Raw genomic sequence first — 24,253 nt, forward strand, 5'->3', positions numbered from 1 at the left:
GCCTCCCCGTACCGCAGTACCGCAACGTCTCGACCCACGGCGACTTGCGTACGCACCAGTCGACACGAACAGACCCCCGGCCGGGCAGGCCGGGGGTCTCGCGCTGTTCCGGCTCCCGGTACGACATGCTCGTACCGCCTCCCTCGCTCCGCGCACGGAGCCTCGCGGACCATCGCTGAACAGAGACGTACGACCCGGAAAGGTGGTGAGCGCTGCCGTGAACCGGCGCGTCACCGTAGTCACCGCTGTCCACGGCCCCTCCGCCCGGTTCCTGCCGGACGCGTACGCGTCCCTGTGCGCGCAGCGGCTGCCCGCCGGCTGGGAGTGGGAGTGGGTCGTGCAGGAGGACGGCACGACGGACGCGATCCGGCCCTACGTCCCGGACGACGCCCGGGTGTCCTTCCGCCAGGGCCGGCCGGGCGGTCCCGGGGTCGCCCGGACCATCGCGCTGGCACGCGCCGAGGGCACGTACGTCAAGGTGCTGGACGCCGACGACCAGCTCACGCCGGGCGCGCTCGCCCGGGACCTCGCCGTGCTGGAGGCGGAGCCCACCGTCGGCTGGACCACGTCCCGCGTGCTCGACCTGCTGCCCGACGGCTCCACGGCCGGCTTCCCCGGGGACCCCGACGAGGGCCCGATCGAGCGCGGCACCGTCCTCGAACAGTGGAAGCGGAACGACTTCCTCGCCCCCGTGCACCCGGCGAGCCTGTGCGTACGGCGGGACCTGCTCACCGCCCTGGGCGGCTGGATGGCGCTGCCGGCCTCCGAGGACACCGGTCTGCTGCTGGCCCTGGACGCGGTGAGCCGCGGCTGGTTCTCGGCGGAGGCCGGGCTGCTGTACCGCAAGTGGGAAGGGCAGGTCACGGGTCAGGCCGCGCACGTCGACCCCGCCGAGCGCGCGGCCCGCACGGCGGTCGCCGAGACCCGGGCCCGCGCGCTCGCCGCCTTCGGCTGGAGCTACCCGCCGGCGGCTTCCCCCACCGGGACCGTGTGAGTCACTCGCCGAGGGCGATCGCCTGCGAGGGGCACTTCTCGACCGCCTCCCGGATCTCCTCCCGCACCCGCGGGTCCTCGGCCGACCGCGCCGCGCCGGGCCGGACGACGCCGTACCCGTCCTCGAACGCGAACACGGCCGGCACCCGGTGCGCGCACTCGGCGGAGCCGTAGCACAGGGAGCGGTCGACGGAGACCTTCATACGTCCTCCAGTCGTGCAGTCGCGGGCGGTGACCTCCAGGACGTCCCTGCCCGGCCGCACGCCCGCCGAACCGGCCCGCCGGTGACTAGGATCTCCGGCTTCCGGCCGCCGCGAGCCAGTGGGCCACCCGGCGGACCGTCGGTTCGTCGAGCCGGTCGGCCAGGACGCGGACCGCCTCGTCGTCCTCGGGGCCCAGGTCGTACAGGCCCGCCTTGCCCAGTCCGGCCATGAGCACCTGGTGCCGGCGGTCCGTCATGCGTTCCGCGAGCCGGGCCGGCTCCGGGGAACCGGACGCGGGTGACTGGGACGCGGGGGCCGCGGGTGTCACGGTGGCTACGGCGGGTGTCGTCGGTGTCGCGGGCGGAGTGTCGAAGAGGCGCCAGGCTCCGTCCTCGGGTCCCCAGAGGGCGACCGTCACCTCACCCCCGCGCGCCCGCACGGTCCGGGTCATGTCACCGACGGCGTACCGCACCGGCCCCGGGTACGGGGACTCCGCGCCCACCGTCCAGGTGTCCCGGGCGGGCTCGTGGAACATCGCGACCCAGCGCGGTTCACCGGGGGGCCGCGGGCACCGGGGACGCTGCTTCTCCATGTCACTCACCCCTTCGGGACACCCCTTCGGGAAGACCGGGGAGGCGACCGTAGCTGACGGTACGTCAGATTGCCAGCGTTGTCGGGGTGTGCGGGTTGCAGGAGGCGGGTTCCCGGCCCGTCCGGCACCGGTCCCTCCCCTCGTGGGGACCGGTGCCGGACGGTGCGGGGCGATCGACCCGCGCCATGTCGGCGCGGCACGGGTCGAGGACGAGGGCCGCCGAAGGGCGGAGGCCCGGTTCCCGGGACGTCCGGCGTACCCGCCGGCTCATCCGCCGGGCGCGGCGCGTGGTGACCGACGATGACCGAAAACGTACGGCGCCATGGGCTGTCTCTCCGAGCGCTGTGCCGGTGGCCTGTCCGGACGGTATGTGACGGGTCCGCTACTGGGTTCGGATCCTGCCATCTGTCGCCGCCGCCGAGGAGGTTCCGGTCTCCGGACCGGCCCTTCACCGCAGGTCAGCCGTATAAGGTGAGTTTTCCGGTCCGGACGTCCACACGCGCGGGAAGTAAGGGGTGGGACCTTGAGTTCCGACTCAGGGGCGCGCACAGCCTTCGCCGAACGCCTCGCGCTGCTGTACAAGGAGGCCGGAAATCCTCCCCTGAAGAGCGTCGCCGAGGCGGTCGTACGACTGCAGAGGGTGGACGAGCGCGGCCGGCCCGTGCGGGTGTCGGCACAGCGGATCAGCGACTGGCGGCGGGCCAGGAACGTACCGGCCCAGTTCGCCGCCCTCGCGGCCGTCCTGCAGATCCTGATCCCGGAGGCGCGGCGGCTGCGGCCCGCTCCGGTCTCCGCCGGCCTGTACGACCTCGCCCACTGGCAGCGGCTGTGGGAGCTGGCGCTGGCCGGCCCGGCCGCCGACCGGCCCGCGCCGCCCTCGGAGGAGAACCGGCGGCCACCGGCCCAGGCCCCGCCGGTCGCCGGCGGCGTGTGTCCCTACCGGGGCCTGGCCCCGTACCGGCGGGAGGACGCCCGCTGGTTCTTCGGCCGCGAACGCAGTACGAACGCCCTCGTCGCCCAGCTCCGCGCGGCCGAGCGGTCCGGCGGGCTGGTGATGCTGGTCGGTGCCTCCGGAGCGGGAAAGTCCTCCCTGCTGAACGCCGGCCTCGTGCCCGCGGTCCGCAGCGGTGCCCTCTCCTCCCCCTCTCCCCAGGGCCCCCAGGGCTCCTCTACCTCCCGGGCTTCCGTCTTTTCCCAGGCTTCCCCCTCACCCGATTCCCCGGACTCCCCGGACTCCCCGGACTCCCCGGACTCCCCGGACTCCCCGGGACCAGCGCCCGTCCCCGCGCCCGCCGCCGACCCGCCCGACCCCGTCCTTCAGCTCGTCCCGGGTGCCGATCCGCTCGGCGAGCTGGTGCGCCGGGTCCCGGAGCTGGCCGCCGTCGCCGCCGAGGCGCGCAGGGCCGAGCGGGAGGCCTCGCGGAACCCGGCGCTGCCGGGCGGCGACGCCCCTCACCTGGCCCGCGCCGTGCGCGAGGCGATCGCGGACTGGGCGGCCCGTACCGCCTGCCCCGACGTCCGGCCGGTCGTCATCGTGGACCAGTTCGAGGAGGCGTTCACCCTCTGCGCCGACGAGGCGGACCGCCGTGCCTTCATCCAGCTCCTGCACGCGGCCTGCACCCCGCCCGCCGGCTCCGCCGGAGCCGCCCCCGTGCAGGTCGTCCTCGGCATCCGCGCCGACTTCTACGAGCAGTGCCTCGGCTATCCGGAACTGGCCGACGCGCTCCAGCACCGGCACATGGTGCTCGGCCCGCTCACCGGCACCGAGCTGCGCGAGGCGGTGACCGGTCCGGCCAAGGCGGTGGGCCTGGAACTGGAGCCGGGGCTCGCCGAGTTGATCGTGCGGGAGGTCAGCGCCGACGGCCCGCGCGGCGCGCACGACGCGGGCGCGCTCCCGCTGCTGTCGCACGCGCTGCTGGCCACCTGGCAGCGCCGGAAGGCCGGGCGGCTGACGCTGGCCGGCTACCGCGCGGCCGGCGGGATCCAGGGCGCGGTCGCCGCGACCGCCGAGCGCGCCTGGTCCGGCCTGGACCCGGCGGCCCGTACCGCCGCGCGGCTGCTCCTGCTGCGACTGGTCCGGCTCGGCGAGGACACCCAGGCCACCCGCCGGCGCGGCACCCGGCGGCAGCTGGCGGAGGAGTCGGCCGACCCCGGCAAGACGGAGGAGTCGCTGGAGGCCCTGGTCCGGGCCCGGCTGGTGACGCTGGACGCGGACACCGTGGAGATCACCCACGAGGCACTGCTGCACGCCTGGCCCCGGTTGCGGCACTGGATCGACGAGGGCCGCGGCGACCATCTGCTGCGCCAGCGCCTCGAGGAGGACGGCCGGGCCTGGGAGGACTCCGGCCGGGACAGCTCGCTGCTGTACCGGGGGTCCCGGCTGGAACAGGCCCGCGGCTGGGCCCGGTCGGCCGGGGACACCTATCTGACCCGCAGCGCGGTGGAGTTCCTGGCCGCCTCGGTACGGCTGCGCAAGCGCACGGTGTGGCTGAGCCGGGCCGCGGTGGCCGCGCTGGTGGCGCTGGCCGTGCTCGCCGCCGGTTCCGCGGTGATCGCCTGGAAGCAGCGCGACGACGCCGTGTTCGAGCAGGTCCTCGCCGAGGCCGACCGGGTCCAGCACACGGATCCGTCGCTGGCCGCCCAGCTCGATCTGGTCGCGCACCGGCTGCGTCCCGGGGACGAGGGCACGTACAGCCGCCTGATCTCGATCGTGAACGCGCCGCTGGCCACCCCGCTGTCCGCCCACACCGGTGCCGTCTACCTCACGTCGTTCAGCCCGGACGGGCACACCCTGGCCACGGCCAGTTACGACCGCACGGTCCGGCTGTGGGACGTCACCGACCCGCACCGCCCGGCCCCGCTCGGCAAGCCGCTCACCGCCCACACCAGCTGGGTGAGCAGTGCGGTCTTCAGCCCGGACGGGCACACCCTGGCCAGCGCCGGGGACGACGGCACGATCCGGCTGTGGGACGTCACCGACCCGGCGCACCCGGTTCCGCTCGGCCGTCCCCTCACCGGTCACAAGGGCACGATCTACCTGGTCGCGTTCAGTCCGGACGGCCGCACCCTGGCCTCCGCCGGCGAGGACCACACCGTACGCCTGTGGGACGTGGCCGACCCGCGCCGGCCGAAGGCGGGCGGGACGCTGCGCGGACACGACGCCGCGGTGCGCTGCGTGGCGTTCAGCCCCGACGGGCGCACCCTCGCGGCGGGCGGTGACGACGAGAGGATCCTGCTGTGGGACACCTCCGATCCGGGCCGGCCCCGGCGGATCCCCACGGCCCTGACCGGCCACACGGACCTCGTGCACTCGGTGGCCTTCAGTCCCGACGGACGCACCCTCGCCAGCGGCAGCGCGGACGACACCATCCGGCTGTGGAACCTGCGGGACCCGGCGCACCCGTCCCCGCTCGGCTCACCGCTGACGGGGCACACCGGCCCCATCTGGTCCGTCGCCTTCAGCCCCGACGGCGGAAGACTCGCCGCCGCCAGCGCGGACAGCACGGCCAGCCTGTGGAACGTCAGCGACCCCGGCTCCCCCTCCCAGGTCGGCGAGCCGCTGGCGGGCAGCAGCGGCGAGATGTACGCGCTGGGTTTCAGCCCGGACGGCCGTACCCTCGCCACCGGCAGCGGTGACGGCAAGGCGCGGCTGTGGTCGATACCGACCTCGGACATGATCGGGCGCAGCGGGGCGTTCCGCCCGGACGGGAAGGTGCTCGCCACGGCCTCGCGCGACGGCAGGGTCCGGCTGTGGAACGTGGCCGCCCCCGGCCGGCCCGTGGCGCTGGGCGCGCCGTTCATGCGTGCCGACGGCGGCCACCGTTCCATGATGTTCTCCCCCGACGGCCGCACCCTCGCCGTACTGAACGGCATGAGCACGCTGTACCTGTGGAACGTCACCGACCCGTCCCACCCGGTCCGCGCCGCCTCGCTGGCCCTGCGGACCCGCTTCGCGGGCCCCCGCACGCTGGCGTACAGCCCGGACGGGAAGGTGCTCGCCACGGCCTACGACGACCGCACCATCCAGCTGTGGAACGTCACCGACCCCGCCCGTGCCACCGCGCTCGGGGAGCCGCTCACCGGCCACCGCGGCTACGTCAACGCCCTCGTCTTCAGCCCGGACGGGCACACCCTGGCCAGCGGCGGCGCGGACCGCACCATCCGCCTGTGGAACGTCACCGCGCCCGCCCGCGCCGTACCGCTCGGCCGGCCGCTCCCGGCCCACTCCGGCCCGGTCAACGCGCTCGCCTACAGCCCCGACGGGCACACCCTGGCCAGCGGCGGCGACGACGACACGGTCCGCCTGTGGGACGTCACCGACCCCGCCGCGGCGAGTGCCCTGGGCGACCCGCTCACCGGCCACACCGAGGCGGTCACCTCCCTGACGTTCAGCCCCGGGGGCCACACCCTGGCCAGCGGCGGCAACGACAACACGGTCCGCCTGTGGAACGTCACCGACCCCGCCGCGGCGTCCCCGATCGGCCAGTCGATGACCCCGAACGCGACGACGGGCACCTTCCTCGCCTTCAGCCCCACCCGCCATGTCCTCGGCGTCTCCAGCGGCACCGACACGGTCCGCCTGTGGAGCCTCGACGACGAAGCGGCGATCCGGCACATCTGCTCGGTGACCCGGGGCGTCCTGACCCCGCACCGCTGGCACGAGTACCTGTCCCGCCTCTCCTACGACCCCCCGTGCGGTCGATGATCGGCCAACATCCCTGATTCCCGCCGGACTTGGCCCCATACAACCGACAACCTTGTTACCCTTGGCCATAGCCCGATCGCTGGTGCATCCCCCGTCGCCAGCGGTCGGGCCTTTTTTCCGGCTTTCTCAGCCGTCACCGGCCTGGGCACGCCGGCCGAGGACACAGAACTCGTTGCCCTCGGGGTCCGCCATGACGACCCACGACTGCTCGCCCTGGCCGATGTCGACACGCTTCGCGCCCAGCGCCTCCAGGCGGGCCACCTCGGCGGCCTGGTCGTCCGGCCTGAAGTCGAGGTGCAGCCGGCTCTTGGCCTTCTTGGCCTCGTCGAGCCGGACGAAGTCCAGCCCCGGCAGGCGGTCGGGGGCCGGACGGATCTCGAACTCCTCGTCGGAGGAGTGGACGACGACCCAGCCAAGAGCCTCGGCCCACCACCGGCCCAGGGCGACCGGATCCGCCGAGTGAACGATTACCTGCTCCCATTCCAAGGTCATCCGCCGATCCTAGGCCGACCGCGGAGAAGCACAACCGGATTCCGCGGCACTCCACCGGCCCCGGCGCGCGGCCCGCACGGTTCCGCGTCAAAGGCCCCCACCATGACCGGTCGGGGGCCTTCGTGCCGGTGGCCGGGGCCGACAGGACGGGAACCTGCGGGCCCCTCCTTGTCAGCGGGGGGTCTAGTCGACCTTCTCCCCGTTGTGCGTGCCGCCCTTGCAGTAGTTGCCCTCCTCGTTGATCGCGGGCGTTCCGCCGCCCTGCCTGCACTCGGAAGGGGTGACGTAGGAGTGGCTGCCCTGTGCGGTGGCGGCGGTGGCGGTGGCGGTGGCGGCGCCTGTGAGGCCGAGCCCGGCGAGGGCTGCCGTGGCGATGACGGCGGCGAGGGTTCGTCGAGTGCGCATGTGGTTCCCCTTTCACGGATTGCCTCGGTCGGGGCACTAGCCAGCTTGATCTTCACCCATGTGGGTGGCACGTCGTAGTGCGCCGTTCGGGTGAAATGCCGTCGATGCCCGACTCACCCGGCGAACGGACGGGAACCCGTTGCGGCCGGGGGTTTTCGTGCGGGGCTCAGGAAGCGGCGGCGTCATGCACGGTCTCACGGACCTCCAGCACGGTGTCGGTTCCGGTGATCTCGAACAGTCGCCGAAGTTGCGCCGGCGGCGCGGCCACGCGCAGCGTTCCCGTGTGGTGGGCAACGATCAACAGGTTGAGGAACGACGAGTCCGCGAAGTCGATGCCGGAGGCGTCCAGGATCACCTTCGGATGCTTCCTGACAGCGGAGTCCAGCGCGTCCGCCAGAGGCGGGGTCGTGTGCATGTCGTAGGAGCCGTGAGCGGCGATGACCCAGGCGCCGCGCCATTCGCGCTGCTGCACCGCGGTCACCGGTCCGGAATCGCCGGCTTGGCCCGCCCGCTGGTTCCCACCGTCGCCACTCATGAGCATGGGCATGACGGCCTCACTCCAGGACACCTTCGCAGCTCCTTCCGCGACTCAGCACCGAGCCCGCCATAAGTTACCGGAAAAATATGTCATGCATTTTAGTTCGGCAATGGTGGCCCTAAAATGCGGGGCATGGTTGGAGTACCCGAACCTCACAGCGGATGGACGTTCATCACCAGCCACGCACGCGTACTGGCAGCCATCGCCGACAACCCGAACGTCCGGATCCGCGACATCGCTGCCCACTGCCGGCTCACGGAGCGCGCCGTCCAGCGCATCATCTCCGACCTTGAGCGGGACGGTTACCTCTCCCACACCCGGGACGGGCGCACGAACAGGTACCGCATCGAGCCGGACAAGGTGCTGCGCCATCCGGCGGAAGCCGGCCTCTCCGTCGCCGCCCTGCTGTCGCTGCTCGTGCAGGACGAGAGCGATCGGGGCAGCACATCCGAACCGGTCATGGCGCGCACCTCGCCGACGCAGCGCTGACCCCGGCTCCCATCCCCCCCGTGCCCGCAGTGGGCGACGGTGCCTCGTCACCTGCCCGCTGCGCCTGCGCAGGCACCGGCCGTGGGTGTCGATCGTGGGTGTCAAAAAGACCCCCGGCCCTAGTGGACCGGGGGTCTTCTCGCTGGTGGGGCTAACAGGATTTGAACCTGTGGCCTCATCCTTATCAGGGATGCGCTCTAACCAACTGAGCTATAGCCCCGCCGCGCTCTGCGGTGTGTGTCCCGCGCGCTGACTCCTGAAGATTAGCGCACGACCGGCTCAGTCCCAAAATCGGTTGTCGGGGGGCCGTCGGAACGCCGCTGGTCCGGGGGTCACTCGTCCTCGGCCAGGGTCAGTTCGATGCCGCCCACGAAGCCGGCGGAGAGGTTGTAGATGAACGCGCCGAGCGTCGCGAGCGCGGTGGCCAGCACCACGTCGATGACCGCGATGATCGTCGTGAACGTCAGGACGTGGGGGAGCGAGAGGAACGCCTGCAAGTCGAAGCCGTTCGCCTCGTTCGAGCCGGTCGCCTCCGAGATCGTGCCGCCGACCGTCGAGAACACGCCCATCGCGTCCAGGACCATCCACAGCACCGCCGAGGCGACGATCGTGCAGATGCCGAACGCGATCGACAGCAGGAAGCTGACCTTCATCACCGACCACGGGTCGGCCTTGGCCACCCGCAGCCGCGCCTTGCGGGTCCGCGGCGCCGTCGGCCGCACCCCCGTACGCGGCTTGCGCACCGCGCCGGCGGGCGCCTGCGCCGGATAGGCCTGCGGCGGGTGGTAGGGCTCGGCGGGCTCCTGCGGGCTCCGCTCGCCGGGAAGCGGCGACGACGGCCGCGTCTCACCGGCCGCGGCCGGGCCTCGGGTGTCCGTCACGGTTCCCCCCTGGGAGTCCTGCTGGGATTCCTTCGTGCCGGAGGACTCCGCCACGGAAGCCTTCACCGGCTTCAGGTTGGTCGTGTGCGGGTCGCTCGCGCTCCCCGCACGCGCGGCGGAGCCACGGCCGCCGCCGTCCGTTTCCGTACCCGTCGAGGTACCGGCCGATCCGGCGCCCGTGGCTCCGCTCACGATGACTCACTCCTCGTGCTACTCGGCCGAGGGTGCCTCACCCTCGTCCGTGCCGGTGGTCGCGGCGTCCTCGGCGGTCTCGTCCACGGCCACATCGCCGTCGACCTCCTCCGCCTCGCGCCCCGCCTCGGCGTTACGTGCGATACCGACCACGGCATCGCGCTTGCCCAGGTTGATCAGTTGGACGCCCATGGTGTCACGGCCCGTCTCCCTGACCTCGTTGACTCGCGTACGAATCACACCGCCGGAGAGGGTGATCGCGAGGATCTCGTCGTTCTCCTCGACAATCAGCGCGCCGACGAGCGAACCACGGTCCTCCACGATCTTGGCGGCCTTGATGCCGAGGCCGCCGCGGCCCTGGACGCGGTACTCGTCGACGGCGGTCCGCTTCGCGTACCCACCGTCGGTGGCAGTGAACACGAACGTACCGGGTCGCACCACATTCATCGAGAGAAGCTCGTCGCCCTCCCGGAAACTCATCCCCTTGACGCCGGAGGTGGCCCGGCCCATCGGGCGGAGCGAGTCGTCCGAGGCGGTGAACCGGATCGACTGTGCCTTCTTGCTGACCAGAAGGAGATCGTCCTCGGCCGACACCAGCTCGGCACCGATCAGTTCGTCGTCCGTGCCGTCCTCGCGCTCGCGCAGGTTGATGGCGATGACACCGCCGGAGCGGGGCGAGTCGTAATCCTTCAGAGGCGTCTTCTTGACCAGCCCGGACTTGGTGGCCAGCACCAGGTAGGGCGCCGCCTCGTAGTCACGGATCGCCAGGATCTCCGCGATCGCCTCGTCCGGCTGGAAGGCGAGGAGGTTCGCCACGTGCTGCCCGCGCGCGTCCCGGCCGGCCTCCGGCAGCTCGTACGCCTTCGCCCGGTACACCCGGCCCTTGTTGGTGAAGAACAGCAGCCAGTGGTGCGTGGTGGAGACGAAGAAGTGGTCGACGATGTCGTCTTCCTTCAGCTTCGTACCGCGCACGCCCTTGCCGCCGCGCTTCTGCGCCCGGTAGTCGTCCGTCTTCGTCCGCTTGACGTAACCGCCGCGCGTGACGGTGACGACGATGTCCTCCTCGGCGATCAGGTCCTCGATGGACATGTCGCCCTCGTACGGGATCAGCTTGGTCTGGCGGTCGTCGCCGTACTTCTCGACGATCGCCGCCAGCTCCTCGCTGACGATCCCGCGCTGGCGGACCGGCGAGGCAAGGATCTCGTTGTACTCGTTGATCTTCGCCTGGAGTTCGTCGTGCTCCTGGACGATCTTCTGCCGCTCCAGGGCCGCCAGGCGCCGCAGCTGCATCTCCAGGATGGCGTTGGCCTGGATCTCGTCGATCTCCAGCAGGTCCATCAGGCCGGTGCGCGCGACGTCGACGGTGTCACTGCGCCGGATCAGCGCGATGACCTCGTCGATGGCGTCCAGGGCCTTCAGCAGGCCGCGCAGGATGTGCGCCCGCTCCTCGGCCTTGCGCAGCCGGAACTTCGTCCGGCGGACGATGACCTCGATCTGGTGCGTCACCCAGTGGCGGATGAACGCGTCCAGGGAGAGCGTGCGCGGGACGCCGTCGACCAGCGCCAGCATGTTCGCGCCGAAGTTCGTCTGCAGGTCCGTGTGCTTGTACAGGTTGTTCAGCACGACCTTGGCGACCGCGTCCCGCTTCAGGACGATCACCAGGCGCTGGCCCGTGCGCGACGACGTCTCGTCGCGGACGTCCGCGATGCCGCCGATCTTGCCGTCCTTCACCAGGTCGGCGATCTTCTGCGCCAGGTTGTCCGGGTTCACCTGGTACGGCAGCTCCGTCACCACCAGGCACTGGCGGTTCTGGATCTCCTCGACCTCGACCACCGCACGCATCGTGATGGAGCCGCGGCCGGTGCGGTACGCCTCCTCGATGCCCTTGCGGCCCACCACCAGGGCGCCGGTCGGGAAGTCCGGTCCCTTGATGCGCTCCATGAGCGCGTCCAGCAGCTCCTCGTGGCTGACGTCCGGGTTCTCCAGGTACCACTGGGCGCCGGCCGCGACCTCGCGCAGGTTGTGCGGCGGGATGTTGGTCGCCATGCCGACCGCGATGCCGGCCGAGCCGTTGATCAGCAGGTTCGGGAAGCGGGCCGGCAGGACGGTCGGCTCCTGGGAGCGGCCGTCGTAGTTGTCCGTGAAGTCGACGGTCTCCTCGTCGATGTCGCGGACCATCTCCATCGACAGCGGCGCCATCTTGCACTCGGTGTAGCGCATCGCCGCCGCCGGGTCGTTGCCCGGGGAGCCGAAGTTGCCGTTGGAGTCCACCAGCGGCATCCGCATCGACCACGGCTGGGCGAGGCGCACCAGCGCGTCGTAGATCGAGGAGTCGCCGTGCGGGTGGTAGTTGCCCATGACGTCGCCGACGACGCGGGCGCACTTGTAGAAGCCGCGCTCGGGGCGGTAGCCGCCGTCGTACATCGCGTACAGCACGCGGCGGTGGACGGGCTTGAGACCGTCCCGGACATCGGGCAGCGCGCGGGACACGATGACGGACATCGCGTAGTCGAGGTACGAGCGCTGCATCTCCGTCTCGAGCCCGACGGGCTCGACACGCATCACGAGTTCGCCGCCCTCTTCAGGGGTGACGGGAGTGTTCTCGTCGGCCATTGCTGGTGAAGATCCTTCCTGGTGCGGTCAGCTGAGACCGACTCAGATGTCGAGGAAGCGGACGTCCTTGGCGTTGCGCTGGATGAACTGGCGCCGGGCCTCGACGTCCTCGCCCATCAGGACCGAGAACAGGTCGTCGGCCTGTGCGGCGTCGTCCAGGGTGACCTGGCCGAGAACGCGGTGCTCCTGGTCCATGGTGGTCACGCGCAGCTCCTCGGCGTTCATCTCGCCGAGGCCCTTGAAGCGCTGGATCGAGTCCTCGCGGACCCGCTTGCCGCGCTGGCGGCCCATCTCGATCAGCGCGTCGCGCTCGCGGTCCGAGTAGGCGTACTCCACGTCGTCCCGGCCCCACTTGATCTTGTACAGCGGGGGGCGGGACAGGTACACGTGCCCGGCCTCGACCAGCGGCCGCATGAAGCGGAACAGGAAGGTCAGCAGCAGGGTGCTGATGTGCTGGCCGTCGACGTCGGCGTCCGCCATCAGGATGATCTTGTGATAGCGGAGCTTCTCGATGTCGAAGTCCTCGTGCACACCCGTGCCGAAGGCCGAGATCAGCGCCTGGATCTCCTGGTTCTGCAGGATCTTGTCGATCCGCGCCTTCTCCACGTTCAGGATCTTGCCGCGGATCGGGAGGATCGCCTGGTACTGCGGGTTCCGGCCGGACTTGGCCGAGCCGCCGGCGGAGTCACCCTCGACGATGAAGATCTCGCACTTGGTGGGGTCGTTGGACTGGCAGTCCGACAGCTTGCCGGGCAGGGACGCCGACTCCAGCAGGCCCTTGCGGCGGGTGAGGTCGCGGGCCTTGCGGGCCGCCACGCGCGCGGTGGCCGCCTGGATGCCCTTGCGGACGATGTCCGCGGCCTCGACCGGGTTGCGGTCCAGCCAGTCGTTGAGGTGCTCGTAGACCGCCTTCTGCACGAAGGTCTTGGCCTCCGTGTTGCCCAGCTTGGTCTTCGTCTGGCCCTCGAACTGCGGCTCGCTCAGCTTGACCGAGATGATCGCCGTCAGACCCTCACGGATGTCGTCACCGGTGAGGTTGTCGTCCTTCTCGCGCAGCAGCTTCTTGTCGCGCGCGTACTTGTTGATCAGCGAGGTCAGCGCGGCCCGGAAGCCCTCCTCGTGCGTACCGCCCTCGTGGGTGTGGATGATGTTGGCGAAGGAGTACACACCCTCGCTGTAACCGCTGTTCCACTGCATGGCGACCTCGAGGGACAGGCTCTTGTCCCTGTCCTCGGCCTCCAGCGCGACGACCGTCGGGTGGACCGCCTCACCCTTGCGGGAGTTGAGGTACTTCACGAAGTCGACGATGCCGCCCTCGTAGTGGTACGTGACGGTCTTGACCTCGGCCTTCTCGTCCGCACCCGCCTCGTCCGCGCCGGCGACCGCCTTCGCCGACTCCCGCTCGTCGGTGAGCCGGATCGTCAGGCCCTTGTTGAGGAACGCCATCTCCTGGAAACGCCTCGACAGCGTCTCGAAGGAGTACTCGGTGGTCTCGAAGATCTCCGGGTCGGCCCAGAAGGTGACCGACGTACCGGTCTCCTCGATCGCCTCGTGCTTGGCGAGGGGCGCCGTCGGCACGCCCATCTTGTAGTCCTGCGTCCAGCGGTGCCCGTCGGTCTTCACCTCGACGGCGACCTTGGTCGACAGCGCGTTCACGACGGACACACCGACACCGTGCAGACCACCGGAGACGGCGTACCCGCCGCCGCCGAACTTGCCGCCCGCGTGCAGGACGGTCAGCACGACCTCGAGGGCCGGCTTTCCTTCGGAGGGCACGATGCCCACCGGGATGCCACGGCCGTTGTCGACGACGCGCACGCCGCCGTCGGCGAGGATCGTCACGTCGATGGTGTCGGCGTAACCGGCCAGCGCCTCGTCGACCGAGTTGTCGACGACCTCGTACACCAGGTGGTGCAGACCGCGCTCGCCCGTGGAGCCGATGTACATGCCGGGCCGCTTGCGGACCGCGTCCAGCCCTTCGAGCACGGTGATGGCGCTGGCGTCGTAGGACGCGGAGGCCGCGGCGGGCTCCGGGGCCTCGGCGTTCACGCCGGCGTCGGTGGACGGGATGTTCTCGTTGGGGTTGCCGGAATCGGCCACGAAGCGCCCTTTCTGGCACAGCACGAGCCGGGCTCGGCGGCAGGTTGCCGGAGCGGCTGCGGCATGTTGCGTTGGTAAGCCTTGATCAGCGTTGCTCAGCTTTTCCCGGGCGGTCCCCACGTTGGGGCGGGATTGTCTTCCAGTCTACCGGTAGCACTGACATCGATGGGGGTTTGCCGGTACCTGAGCCCGCATGTGCCGCCCTCAACCGGTCTCGGCCGGGTCCCGATATACGGAAGGGGGCTCCGAGGGGCTCACAGCGGCACTCAGCGCTTCGAGCCGTCAACCCTTTGCTACTCCCCGGTCAGATGGCGATCCGCGCCGGGATCCGGGCATGCCGGGACGCCCGTACGACGCCCGTACGAAGGCGCGAAAGGAGCTGCGGCGGCACCGCCCGCCGACGTCAGGACGTGAGGTACGTCACCCGTACGTATCGCCGGGACCCGTGCTGCCCGGAGCCCGGAGCGGGCCGTAGCGGCGGGCCGGGCCACCGGGGTTGAGCACCTTGATCATCCGAACGGTGCCGTGCCCCAGGTCCTCGTTGAGGCGGGCGACCAACGCGGGCGCCAGGTGGCGCAGCTGGGTGGCCCAGGCCGTCGAGTCGCACTGCACGACCAGCACGCGCTCGTCCTCGTCGTACCGCTGCGGCACACAGTGCTTGGCCAGGTCCTCGCCGACGATCTGCGGCCAGCGGCCCATCACCCCGCCCACCGCGGCCGGCGCCTCCCAGCCGCGCTCGGTGATCAGCCGGTTGATCGCCGCCCCGAGCGCCATCGGGTCCCGGCCGTCGGCCCCCGCGCCGGAGCGCAGCCCGCCGCCCCTGCGCGCCTGCTTCTTCTGCCGCGCCGCGTCCCCCCGCGCGCGTGCCTGCTCCCGCGCCGCGCGCAACGCCACGCGCGCGAGGTCGACACCGGAGGGGTCCTTCCTGTCCGGGCCGGGCTTGTCGGTGCTCATACGCGCTCCACCGCCCCGTCCGCCACCGAGTACCGGGCACCGGCCAGCACGTGCGGCACGTCGTCGTCCACAGCCGCCGTGACCAGCACCTGCTCGCCGGGCGCGACCAGCTCCGCCAGCCGCTCGCGGCGGCGGGCGTCCAGCTCGGCGAAGACGTCGTCCAGGATCAGCACCGGCTCGTTGCCCTCGGCACGCAGCAGGTCGTACGAGGCCAGCCGCAGCGCGAGCGCGTAGGACCAGGACTCGCCGTGCGAGGCGTACCCCTTCGCGGGCAGCTGACCGAGCTTGAGCACCAGGTCGTCCCGGTGCGGACCGACGAGGGTGACACCCCGCTCGATCTCCTGCTTCCGCGCCTCTGCCAGGGCCGCCGTCAACTGGGCGTACAGCTCCTCGCGCGTGTGCGCCTCGCCCGGCGCCGACGGCTTGTACTCCAGCGCCACCGGACCGCCCCCGGGAGCCAGCTGCTCGTACGCCTTGTCGGCCAGCGGCTGCAGCGCGGCGATCAGGTCCATCCGCTGCGCGAGCAGCTCCGCACCCGCGCGCGCGAGGTGCTGGTCCCAGACGTCGAGCGTGGACAGATCCATGGAGCGCCCGCCGTGCCGCCGCGCGAGAGCGGCCGTCTTCAGCAGGGTGTTGCGCTGCTTGAGCACCCGCTCGTAGTCGGAGCGGACCCCCGCCATCCGCGGCGACCGCGCGGTGATCAGCTCGTCCAGGAACCGCCGCCGCTCACCCGGGTCCCCCTTCACGAGGGCCAGGTCCTCGGGCGCGAACAGCACGGTCCGTACGATCCCCAGCACGTCCCGCGGTCTGACCTGCGAGGACCGGTTGATGCGGGCGCGGTTGGCCTTCCCCGGGTTCAGCTCCAGCTCGATCAGCTGCTGCCGCTCGCCCTGCCGGACCTGCGCCCGGATCACCGCCCGCTCGGCGCCCATGCGCACCAGGGGCGCGTCGGAGGCGACCCGGTGGCTGCCGAGCGTCGCCAGATACCCGACCGCCTCCACCAGGTTGGTCTTCCCCTGCCCGTTGGGGCCGACGAAAGCGGTGACGCCCGGGTCGAGCGGAACCTCGGCCCGGGCGTACGAGCGGAAGTCGGCCAGCGAGAGATGCGTGACGTGCATGGTCGTGCGCCGACCTCCCCCAGGGTTGTGGATCGCGGGGGCGACCCTGTGGATTACTTCTTCTCTACGGCGTGACCACCGAACTGGTTGCGCAGCGCGGCGATCATCTTCATCTGCGGCGAGTCCTCCTGGCGGGAGGCGAACCGCGCGAACAGCGACGCGGTGATCGCCGGCAGCGGCACCGCGTTGTCGATGGCGGCCTCCACAGTCCAGCGTCCCTCACCGGAGTCCTGTGCATAACCGCGCAGGCCGTCCAGGTGCTCGTCCTCGTCGAGGGCGTTGACCGCCAGGTCCAGCAGCCAGGACCGGATGACGGTGCCCTCCTGCCACGACCGGAACACCTCGCGGACGTCCGTGACGGAGTCGACCTTCTCCAGCAGCTCCCAGCCCTCGGCGTAGGCCTGCATCATGGCGTACTCGATGCCGTTGTGGACCATCTTCGCGAAGTGGCCCGCGCCGACCTTGCCCGCGTGCACCGAGCCGAAGTCGCCCTCCGGCTTCAGCGCGTCGAAGACCGGCTGCGCCTTGGCGACGTGCTCGGCGTCGCCGCCGTACATCAGCGCGTACCCGTTCTCCAGGCCCCAGACGCCGCCGGAGACGCCGCAGTCCACGAAGCCTATGCCCTTGGCGGCCAGCTGCTCGGCGTGCTTCTCGTCGTCCGTCCAGCGGGAGTTGCCGCCGTCCACGACCACGTCGCCGGGCTGCAGCAGCTCGGCGAGCTGGTCGATGGTCGACTGGGTGGGCTCGCCGGCCGGGACCATCACCCAGACCACGCGCGGGCCGCTGAGCTTGCCCACAAGCTCTTCCAGGCTGTGGACATCCGCGAGGTCCGCGTTGCGGTCGTATCCGATGACGGTGTGGCCCGCGCGGCGGATCCGCTCGCGCATGTTGCCGCCCATCTTGCCGAGGCCGACGAGACCGAGCTCCATCAGTTGTGTCCTTAGGTCGCTGTGTGGCGTGACAGGCACCGCAGTGCCGAGCCGAGCCTAAACCCGACCATGCCTGCACAGCTGTGGGCATACGCGCTCATGCGAGACCCGCTGACCTGCGAAGACGTAGCTGTGGCGCGCCGCGCCGACGGGCGTCCGCGCCACCGGCCGGCCACAGTGCCGGGTATCCACACCGGACGTCCGGCACTGTGCACAGCTGTGGAGAACGTCAGCCGCTGAGCCGCACCGGCATGATCAGGTACTTGTACGCGTCGTCGGCCTCCGCGTCCACCGCCGGCTTGCCGCTGAGGAGCGCCGGCTTGGTGGACGTGGTGAACGACAGCTGCGCCACCGGCGAGTCGATCGCGCTCAGACCGTCCAGCAGGAACGTGGGGTTGAAGGCGATCGAGATGTCGTCGCCCTCCAGCTGCGCGTCGACCCTTTCCACAGCCTGTGCGTCGTCGCTCGACCCGGCCTCCAGGATCAGCACGCCCTGCTCGAAGCTCAGGCGCACCGGCGTGTTCCGCTCGGCCACCAGCGCCACGCGCTTCACGGCCTCCACGAACGGCGCGGTCTCGATCACGGCGACGGAGTTGAACTCGGTCGGGAACAGCGTCCGGTACTTCGGCAGGTCACCCTCGAGCAGGCGCGTCGTCGTACGCCGCCCGGCGCCCTCGAAGCCGATCAGGCCCTCACCGGCGCCGGAGCCGGACAGCGCCAGCGTGACGCTGTCCCCGGCGCCCAGCGACTTCGCGGTGTCCAGCAGCGTCTTGGCCGGGACCAGGGCGACGGCGGAGGCGTCCGGGTTCTCCGGCTTCCACAGGAACTCGCGGACCGCGAAGCGGTAGCGGTCGGTGGAGGCCAGGGTGACCGTGTCGCCCTCGATCTCGATGCGCACACCGGTGAGCACCGGCAGCGTGTCGTCACGGCCGGCCGCGATGGCCACCTGGGAGACGGCGGCGGCGAAGACCTCGCCGGGCACCGTGCCGGTCGCGTTCGGCATCTGCGGCAGCGACGGGTACTCCTCCACGGGCAGGGTGTGGAGGGTGAACCGCGAGGATCCGCACACCACGGTCGCCCGTACACCGTCTGTGGAAATCTCCACCGGGCGGTTGGGGAGGGCGCGGGAGATGTCGGCGAGCAGCCGGCCGGAGACGAGGACGGTGCCCTCCTCCTCGACCTCCGCCTCGACGTTCACACGCGCGGAGACCTCGTAGTCGAAGCTCGACAGGCTCAGCTGGCCGTCCTCCGCCTTCAGCAGCAGGCCGGCGAGGACAGGCGCCGGCGGACGGGCCGGGAGGCTGCGTGCCGCCCAGGCCACTGCCTCCGCGAGTACGTCGCGTTCCACCCGGATCTTCACCGTAAGCCGCCTCCTGCTGTTGCTACTGAGTCCTCCGACTCGGTGTCACCGCCCACTGCGACGGGAAGGACACCGGGGACCAGTCTGACGCACGGCACTGACAGTAGGTGCCCGTCGGGGTCAAGTCGGTCCGAGGGGCAGTCGGCCGCGAAGCAGCGAGTTGTGCACAGGCCCCGCTTCAAAGCGATTGCCGAGCTCTCTCTAGTCGGGAGTAGTAGTAGGGCCTGTGGATACCGTGGATAACCACGTTTGCCCAGCTCAGCGCGGGTTTTTTATCCACCGGCCCTGTGGGTGGAGCCAGTGGACAACCGGGGCCTTCTGTGGAGAACGGAAAGTTCTGCACACAGCGCCCACAGGCTGAGGGCAGTTCTCCCCAGCTGTGTCCCCAGGAATACCCCGGTTTCCCACACCCCAACCCGGCAACTTCCTGTGACGCCTTTCACTCGAAGCCGTGAGCAGGGGCGCCGGGTTGCCGAACAGTGGACAGCGCTGTGGAGAAGGGGCCGATCGCTGGGGACAACCGCCCCGAACCTGTGGGGTGTCGGTGGACAACCGCCCGGCCCCGTTGTTGATCTTGGCGTTGTCCACAGCCTGTGGAGACCGCTCGTCCACGATTCCACAGGCCCCTGAGCTGGGCAGAAGCCGCGGAGCCAGCTTCCCTGTGGACACAGCTCGGGACAACTCCGCAGTCCCCAGGATGTGGACGGAAGAAAGTCACCGAATCTGTGGAGAGCGGCCGTAACCCGGCAAGTAATCGAACACCGGATGACGACGGAGGAACACCGCACAGCCCGCCCGGGGTGTCCTTCGGGGGTGCTGGAGGTCCCGCGGGGCCGCTGCGGGGGCGCTGGGAGTGACTGTGAGGGCCGCTGCGGGGCGGCTGGAGGTGGTTCCGAGGCCGTCGCAGGCGGCTGGGCGTGGCTGCGGGGCCCGTTGAGTGGTGGCCTGGGCGTGGCTCTGGGGCCGTTGCGGAGCGGCCTGGGCGTGGTCCGGGGGCCGTTGAGGGCGGCTGAGGGCGGCTGAGGGCGGCTGAGCGTGATCTGGGATCGGCCGGGGACGGCTGAGCGTGGCCCTGGCGGCCGTTGCGGGTCCGCTCGGAGGGGTCCAGGGGATACGGAAGGGCGCCCTGGGAGCATGTCCCCGGGCGCCCTCGGCGTCGCCGTACGGCCGGCCTCAGCCGTTCTTGATGCGGTTGGTCAGCTCGGTGACCTGGTTGTAGATCGAGCGCCGCTCGGCCATCAGCGCCCGGATCTTCCGGTCGGCGTGCATGACCGTCGTGTGGTCCCGCCCGCCGAACTGCGCCCCGATCTTCGGCAGCGACAGGTCCGTCAGCTCCCGGCACAGGTACATGGCGATCTGCCGGGCCGTGACCAGCTGCCGGCCCCGCGAGCTGCCGCACAGGTCCTCGACCGTGAGCCCGAAGTAGTCCGCGGTCGCCGCCATGATGGCCGTCGCGGTGATCTCCGGCGTCGAGTCCTCGCCCCCGGGGATCAGGTCCTTCAGGACGATCTCGGTCAGGCCCAGGTCCACCGGCTGCCGGTTGAGCGAGGCGAACGCCGTCACCCGGATCAGCGCGCCCTCCAGCTCACGGATGTTGCGCGAGATGCGGGAGGCGATGAACTCCAGCACCTCCGGCGGGGCGTTGAGCTGCTCCTGCACCGCCTTCTTGCGCAGGATCGCGATACGCGTCTCCAGCTCCGGCGGCTGGACGTCGGTGATCAGGCCCCACTCGAAACGGTTCCGCAGCCGGTCCTCCAGCGTGACCAGCTGCTTGGGCGGCCGGTCGCTGGAGAGCACGATCTGCTTGTTGGCGTTGTGGAGGGTGTTGAAGGTGTGGAAGAACTCCTCCTGCGTCGACTCCTTGTCCGCGAGGAACTGGATGTCGTCGACGAGCAGGATGTCCATCTCGCGGTAGCGCTTGCGGAAGCTGTCGCCCTTGCCGTCGCGGATGGAGTTGATGAACTCGTTGGTGAACTCCTCCGAGCTGACGTACCGCACGCGCGTGCCCGGGTAGAGGCTGCGCGCGTAGTGCCCGATCGCGTGCAGCAGGTGCGTCTTGCCGAGCCCGGACTCCCCGTAGATGAACAGGGGGTTGTACGCCTTCGCCGGTGCCTCGGCGACCGCGACCGCCGCCGCGTGCGCGAAGCGGTTGGAGGCACCGATGACGAACGTGTCGAACAGGTACTTCGGGTTCAGACGCGCGGTCGGCTCACCGGGGCCGCTCGACGACGCCGGCTGCGCGGCCGGCGAGCCGGGGGCGCCGGCCGAGGGCATGTCCGGACGGCCGGGGCCGCCCCGGTGCGACGGCGGCTCGGACAACTCACGGCGCACCGGGTCACGCTGGTCGTACTCGGTGCGGGCAGGCTCGTAGTCGGAGCGCGCGGAGTCGTAGTCCGGGCGGGAGGGTTCGTACTCGCCGCGCTGCTGCTCGTACGGCGGCCGCTCCATGCCCTGCGGGCGGTAGTCCTGCCGCGAGCCGCCGTAGGCGTCCGCACCGGAGCCGTAGGGGTCCTGGGAGGACGGCGAGGCGTACGGGTCCCGCTCGGGAAAGCCGAGCCGGGGCTGCTGCCAGCCGTACTCGTCCTGGCCGGGGCGCGGCCAGGCGCCGGGCTCCGGACGGTGGTACTCGGAGGGGTAGGCCGGGCGGACGGTGGGGAGCTGGTCCGGCCGGCCGGACGGGTGCTCCGTGCGCGGCTCGGCGCCCGGGAGCTGGTCGCCGCGGTGGCGGCCGTAGCCCTCGTACGGTCCGGAGGGCAGCTCCGGCTCCTCGTAGCGCGGCTTCGGGGGCTGCTGGGCGGGCGGCGTCGCGGGGGCCGGCGGTTCACCCGCCGAGTCGTCCACGGTGATCGCGATCCGGATGGGGCGGCCGCACTCACGGCTCAGGGTCTCGCTGACGATGGGCGCGAGACGGCCCTCCAGTACGCCCTTCGCGAATTCGTTCGGCACGGCGAGCAGAGCGGTGTCCGCGACCAGCGCGAGCGGCTGGCAGCGCCGGATCCAGTGCTCGTCCTTCGCCTCCACACCCTGTCCGCGGCCCTCACCCAGGAGCTGCTCCAGTACGCGTGGCCACACTGCGGCAAGATCGGCAGGTACGTCAGCCACAGGGCACGCTCTCTCACAGGTCCCACGAACGTGTGGTTCGCGGACGGGTCGGGACGGAATCCGGGGTGGATGGGCGGGGGGCAATCCCGCTCGGGTGGGGACAAGGGAACGAATCGGAGTCCAGCCACGGTAGTCAGCGCGGCGGGTAGGGTTCAAGTTGTTGTCCCCAGCCTGTGGACAGTGTCTCCCGGCGCCCCCCGGTTTGACCGGATGGCGTAGCCCCGCGTACCGTAACCAGGTCGAGTTGTCGATGGCTGCTGCCGCCTGCCTCCGATGGGCACAGGTCACGTCAGGTGATCGGGAAGCGGTGCACTCGGGCGTGACGCGAGCTACTCGTGGGCGCACGGTGACAGCCAGGACGGCACCCCGCCACTACTGATTCTTTCTGGAGCCCCCGAGTGAGCAAGCGCACCTTCCAGCCGAACAACCGTCGTCGCGCGAAGACCCACGGCTTCCGGCTGCGTATGCGCACCCGTGCCGGCCGCGCGATTCTCGCGTCCCGCCGTAGCAAGGGTCGCGCCCGTCTGTCCGCCTGATCCCGGTCAGGTCATGACATCGTGCTGCCCACCGAGAACCGGCTGAGGCGGCGCGAGGACTTCGCGACCGCGGTACGACGGGGTCGTCGGGCCGGACGCCCGACTCTCGTCGTCCACCTTCGTAGCGGTGCCACGGACCCGCACGCGCCTGGGGAGAGCGCTCCCCCGACGCGTGCGGGTTTCGTCGTGAGCAAGGCCGTGGGTGGCGCGGTCGTGCGCAACACAGTGAAGCGCAGACTGCGCCACCTGATGCGTGACCGAGTCGCCCTGTTTCCCCCCGGTAGCCTGGTAGTCGTACGAGCGCTGCCCGGAGCGGGCGACGCAGACCACGCACAGCTGGCCCGAGACCTGGACGCCGCTCTTGAGCGGCTGCTGGGAGGGGGCGCGCGATGAAGTACCCACTACTGGCTCTGATCAAGCTGTACCAGTGGACGATCAGTCCGCTGCTGGGGCCGGTGTGCAAGTACTACCCGTCGTGCTCCCACTACGGCTACACGGCCATCGACCGGCACGGTGCGATCAAGGGCACGGCACTCACCGCCTGGCGCATCCTCCGGTGCAATCCGTGGTCGCTCGGCGGTGTGGACCATGTTCCACCGCGTAAGCGCCCGCGGTGGCACGAAATACTGCGCAACGCGTGGCGCGCACGCAGGGGCGGGCCCTCCGCCGCCGAACCGGCCACCGAAGCGAATCTTGCTTCCGAGTCTCCTTCGAGCCCGGCCGCAGAGACCTCGTCCCATGCCCAAGGAGCATGATTAGTGGACACGATTGCCAGCCTTTTCAGTTTCATCACCTGGCCCGTCTCCTGGGTCATCGTCCAGTTCCACAAGGTGTACGGGGCGATCTTCGGCCCTGACACCGGATGGGCCTGGGGCCTGTCCATCGTGTCCCTGGTGATCCTGATCCGCATCTGCCTGATCCCGCTCTTCGTGAAGCAGATCAAGTCGACTCGCGCGATGCAGACGCTCCAGCCGGAGATGAAGAAGATCCAGGAGCGCTACAAGAACGACCGGCAGCGCCAGTCCGAAGAGATGATGAAGCTGTACAAGGAGACGGGCACCAACCCGCTCTCCTCGTGCCTTCCCATCCTGGCGCAGTCCCCGTTCTTCTTCGCCCTGTACCACGTGCTCAACGGCATCGCGACGGGCAAGACGATCGGCGTCATCAACGAGCCGCTGCTCGCCAGCGCCCGTCACGCCCACATCTTCGGTGCCCCGCTGGCCGCCAAGTTCTTCAGCAGCGAGAGCCAGATCACCGCTCTCGGCGCCTCGCTGACCGACGTCCGTGTCGTCACCGCGATCATGATCGTGCTGATGTCGGCGTCGCAGTTCTACACGCAGCGCCAGCTGATGACGAAGAACGTCGACACCACGGTGAAGACGCCGTTCATGCAGCAGCAGAAGATGCTGATGTACGTCTTCCCGGTCATGTTCGCCGTCTTCGGTGTGAACTTCCCGGTCGGTGTCCTCGTCTACTGGCTGACCACCAACGTGTGGACCATGGGCCAGCAGATGTACGTCATCCACAACAACCCGACCCCGGGTTCCAAGGCCCAGGCCGCCTACCTGGAGCGCCTGACCAAGCACGTCACGCAGCACGGCAAGATCCGCCGGCGCAGCGAGAAGGTCATCATCAAGGCGATCGTCGCCAAGGGCCGCGACCGCAACGAGTTCGAGCGCAAGTTCATCAACGCGCTGAACAAGGCCGGCCTCGTCGCCCAGACCGACGGCACCGTGACGAAGAGCGCGGTCCAGGCCGCGGCGCAGACCGAGGAAGGCGCGGTCACCGACACCGCCACGGCCACGGCCACGGCCGCCCGGCGTCAGCAGCCCAAGCGCCAGAGCAAGTCCCAGCGTCAGTCCGGCGGTCCCAAGCAGGCGGGCGACACCCCGTCGCTGGAGAAGTCCGACGAGCCGCAGGACGCCCGGCCCGCCGCTGCCAAGCAGCCTCAGAAGCCCGGCTCCGGCACCCGCAGCAAGGCCCAGTCCGGCCAGCGCAAGGGTGGCCCGCAGCGGCCCAAGTCCCCGTCCAAGAAGTAAGAAGGAGCCCAT

General features: G+C 70.7%; 20 protein-coding genes and 1 tRNA gene. 7 read left to right on the forward strand and 14 right to left on the reverse strand.

The window, feature by feature from the left end:
* Positions 1-205: 205 nt before the first annotated feature.
* Entirely contained in the window at positions 206-994 is a 789-nt protein-coding gene (locus tag IEZ20_RS09935; protein WP_229895996.1) for a glycosyltransferase family 2 protein, read from the forward strand.
* A 1-nt stretch (position 995) separates the two neighbouring features.
* Here IEZ20_RS09935 and IEZ20_RS09940 read toward each other — a convergent pair whose 3' ends face one another.
* Both IEZ20_RS09940 and IEZ20_RS09945 read right to left on the reverse strand, forming a co-directional pair.
* Positions 996-1,196 (reverse strand): ferredoxin, encoded by a 201-nt coding sequence (locus tag IEZ20_RS09940; RefSeq protein ID WP_189296592.1) that lies wholly within the window; start codon positions 1,194-1,196, stop codon positions 996-998.
* An 85-nt stretch (positions 1,197-1,281) separates the two neighbouring features.
* Positions 1,282-1,788, reverse strand: coding sequence for a hypothetical protein (locus tag IEZ20_RS09945; RefSeq protein WP_189297077.1), 507 nt, complete (start codon positions 1,786-1,788; stop codon positions 1,282-1,284).
* A gap of 523 nt (positions 1,789-2,311) precedes the next feature.
* On the opposite strand from IEZ20_RS09945, the gene IEZ20_RS09950 reads away from it, so the two are divergent.
* On the forward strand, positions 2,312-6,493 hold the full coding sequence (locus IEZ20_RS09950; protein ID WP_189296594.1) for a WD40 repeat domain-containing protein: 4,182 nt from the start codon (positions 2,312-2,314) through the stop codon (positions 6,491-6,493).
* Positions 6,494-6,619: 126 nt separating this feature from the next.
* Here the strand turns inward: IEZ20_RS09950 and IEZ20_RS09955 are convergent, their stop codons facing one another.
* The 3 genes from IEZ20_RS09955 to IEZ20_RS09965 form a co-directional block, all read right to left on the reverse strand.
* Positions 6,620-6,985, reverse strand: coding sequence for a VOC family protein (locus tag IEZ20_RS09955; protein WP_189296596.1), 366 nt, complete (start codon positions 6,983-6,985; stop codon positions 6,620-6,622).
* A gap of 183 nt (positions 6,986-7,168) precedes the next feature.
* Entirely contained in the window at positions 7,169-7,390 is a 222-nt protein-coding gene (locus tag IEZ20_RS09960) for a hypothetical protein (RefSeq protein ID WP_189296598.1), read from the reverse strand.
* Positions 7,391-7,556: 166 nt separating this feature from the next.
* Positions 7,557-7,937 (reverse strand): STAS domain-containing protein, encoded by a 381-nt coding sequence (locus tag IEZ20_RS09965; protein ID WP_229895997.1) that lies wholly within the window; start codon positions 7,935-7,937, stop codon positions 7,557-7,559.
* Between the two features lie 123 nt (positions 7,938-8,060).
* Here IEZ20_RS09965 and IEZ20_RS09970 point away from each other — a divergent pair, with 123 nt between their 5' ends.
* Complete coding sequence (locus tag IEZ20_RS09970; protein WP_189296600.1) at positions 8,061-8,417, forward strand: helix-turn-helix transcriptional regulator; 357 nt, start codon at positions 8,061-8,063, stop codon at positions 8,415-8,417.
* Between the two features lie 143 nt (positions 8,418-8,560).
* On the opposite strand, the gene IEZ20_RS09975 is transcribed toward IEZ20_RS09970, so the two are convergent.
* From IEZ20_RS09975 to dnaA, 9 genes are all read right to left on the reverse strand, one after another.
* Positions 8,561-8,637, reverse strand: a tRNA-Ile gene (locus IEZ20_RS09975).
* Positions 8,638-8,749: 112 nt separating this feature from the next.
* The gene (locus IEZ20_RS09980) at positions 8,750-9,490 is read right to left on the reverse strand and encodes a DUF3566 domain-containing protein (protein WP_189296602.1); all 741 of its coding nucleotides are present in this window, start codon (positions 9,488-9,490) and stop codon (positions 8,750-8,752) included.
* Positions 9,491-9,508: 18 nt separating this feature from the next.
* Positions 9,509-12,103, reverse strand: coding sequence for a DNA gyrase subunit A (gyrA, locus tag IEZ20_RS09985; protein WP_189296604.1), 2,595 nt, complete (start codon positions 12,101-12,103; stop codon positions 9,509-9,511).
* A 42-nt stretch (positions 12,104-12,145) separates the two neighbouring features.
* Positions 12,146-14,227 carry a DNA topoisomerase (ATP-hydrolyzing) subunit B gene (gene gyrB, locus IEZ20_RS09990; protein ID WP_189296606.1) on the reverse strand — a complete coding sequence of 694 codons (2,082 nt, stop codon included), beginning with the start codon at positions 14,225-14,227 and terminating at the stop codon, positions 12,146-12,148.
* Between the two features lie 396 nt (positions 14,228-14,623).
* Entirely contained in the window at positions 14,624-15,157 is a 534-nt protein-coding gene (locus IEZ20_RS09995; RefSeq protein WP_189296608.1) for a DciA family protein, read from the reverse strand.
* Positions 15,154-16,275, reverse strand: coding sequence for a DNA replication/repair protein RecF (gene recF / locus IEZ20_RS10000; RefSeq protein WP_189296609.1), 1,122 nt, complete (start codon positions 16,273-16,275; stop codon positions 15,154-15,156). Before recF ends, IEZ20_RS09995 begins: the two co-directional genes overlap by 4 nt.
* A gap of 53 nt (positions 16,276-16,328) precedes the next feature.
* Complete coding sequence (gene gnd, locus IEZ20_RS10005) at positions 16,329-17,204, reverse strand: phosphogluconate dehydrogenase (NAD(+)-dependent, decarboxylating) (RefSeq protein WP_189296611.1); 876 nt, start codon at positions 17,202-17,204, stop codon at positions 16,329-16,331.
* 229 nt (positions 17,205-17,433) lie between these two features.
* On the reverse strand, positions 17,434-18,564 hold the full coding sequence (gene dnaN, locus IEZ20_RS10010; protein ID WP_189296613.1) for a DNA polymerase III subunit beta: 1,131 nt from the start codon (positions 18,562-18,564) through the stop codon (positions 17,434-17,436).
* Between the two features lie 1,173 nt (positions 18,565-19,737).
* A complete protein-coding gene (gene dnaA / locus IEZ20_RS10015) occupies positions 19,738-21,666 on the reverse strand; it encodes a chromosomal replication initiator protein DnaA (protein ID WP_189296615.1) in 1,929 nt (642 codons plus the stop codon).
* Between the two features lie 398 nt (positions 21,667-22,064).
* Here dnaA and rpmH point away from each other — a divergent pair, with 398 nt between their 5' ends.
* The 4 genes from rpmH to yidC are packed head-to-tail and all read left to right on the forward strand — an operon-like array spanning position 22,065 to position 24,241.
* On the forward strand, positions 22,065-22,202 hold the full coding sequence (gene rpmH, locus IEZ20_RS10020) for a 50S ribosomal protein L34 (protein ID WP_003956500.1): 138 nt from the start codon (positions 22,065-22,067) through the stop codon (positions 22,200-22,202).
* Between the two features lie 21 nt (positions 22,203-22,223).
* Positions 22,224-22,595, forward strand: coding sequence for a ribonuclease P protein component (rnpA, locus tag IEZ20_RS10025; RefSeq protein WP_079080991.1), 372 nt, complete (start codon positions 22,224-22,226; stop codon positions 22,593-22,595).
* Positions 22,592-22,957 (forward strand): membrane protein insertion efficiency factor YidD, encoded by a 366-nt coding sequence (gene yidD / locus IEZ20_RS10030; RefSeq protein ID WP_189296617.1) that lies wholly within the window; start codon positions 22,592-22,594, stop codon positions 22,955-22,957. Before rnpA ends, yidD begins: the two co-directional genes overlap by 4 nt.
* Positions 22,958-22,960: 3 nt before the next feature.
* Positions 22,961-24,241 carry a membrane protein insertase YidC gene (gene yidC, locus IEZ20_RS10035; protein WP_189296619.1) on the forward strand — a complete coding sequence of 427 codons (1,281 nt, stop codon included), beginning with the start codon at positions 22,961-22,963 and terminating at the stop codon, positions 24,239-24,241.
* Positions 24,242-24,253 lie beyond the last annotated feature (12 nt).

The sequence above is a fragment of the Streptomyces cinerochromogenes genome (assembly GCF_014648635.1).
Lineage (GTDB): Bacteria > Actinomycetota > Actinomycetes > Streptomycetales > Streptomycetaceae > Streptomyces > Streptomyces cinerochromogenes.

Coding starts and splice junctions, on each gene's coding strand:
- IEZ20_RS09940 (WP_189296592.1), bottom strand. CDS start 1,196: ATGAAGGTCTCCGTCGACCGCTCCCTGTGCTACGGCTCCGCCGAGTGC.
- IEZ20_RS09945 (WP_189297077.1), bottom strand. CDS start 1,788: ATGGAGAAGCAGCGTCCCCGGTGCCCGCGGCCCCCCGGTGAACCGCGC.
- IEZ20_RS09955 (WP_189296596.1), bottom strand. CDS start 6,985: ATGACCTTGGAATGGGAGCAGGTAATCGTTCACTCGGCGGATCCGGTC.
- IEZ20_RS09960 (WP_189296598.1), bottom strand. CDS start 7,390: ATGCGCACTCGACGAACCCTCGCCGCCGTCATCGCCACGGCAGCCCTC.
- IEZ20_RS09965 (WP_229895997.1), bottom strand. CDS start 7,937: ATGCCCATGCTCATGAGTGGCGACGGTGGGAACCAGCGGGCGGGCCAA.
- IEZ20_RS09970 (WP_189296600.1), top strand. CDS start 8,061: ATGGTTGGAGTACCCGAACCTCACAGCGGATGGACGTTCATCACCAGC.
- gyrA (WP_189296604.1), bottom strand. CDS start 12,103: ATGGCCGACGAGAACACTCCCGTCACCCCTGAAGAGGGCGGCGAACTC.
- IEZ20_RS09995 (WP_189296608.1), bottom strand. CDS start 15,157: ATGAGCACCGACAAGCCCGGCCCGGACAGGAAGGACCCCTCCGGTGTC.
- recF (WP_189296609.1), bottom strand. CDS start 16,275: ATGCACGTCACGCATCTCTCGCTGGCCGACTTCCGCTCGTACGCCCGG.
- gnd (WP_189296611.1), bottom strand. CDS start 17,204: ATGGAGCTCGGTCTCGTCGGCCTCGGCAAGATGGGCGGCAACATGCGC.
- yidD (WP_189296617.1), top strand. CDS start 22,592: ATGAAGTACCCACTACTGGCTCTGATCAAGCTGTACCAGTGGACGATC.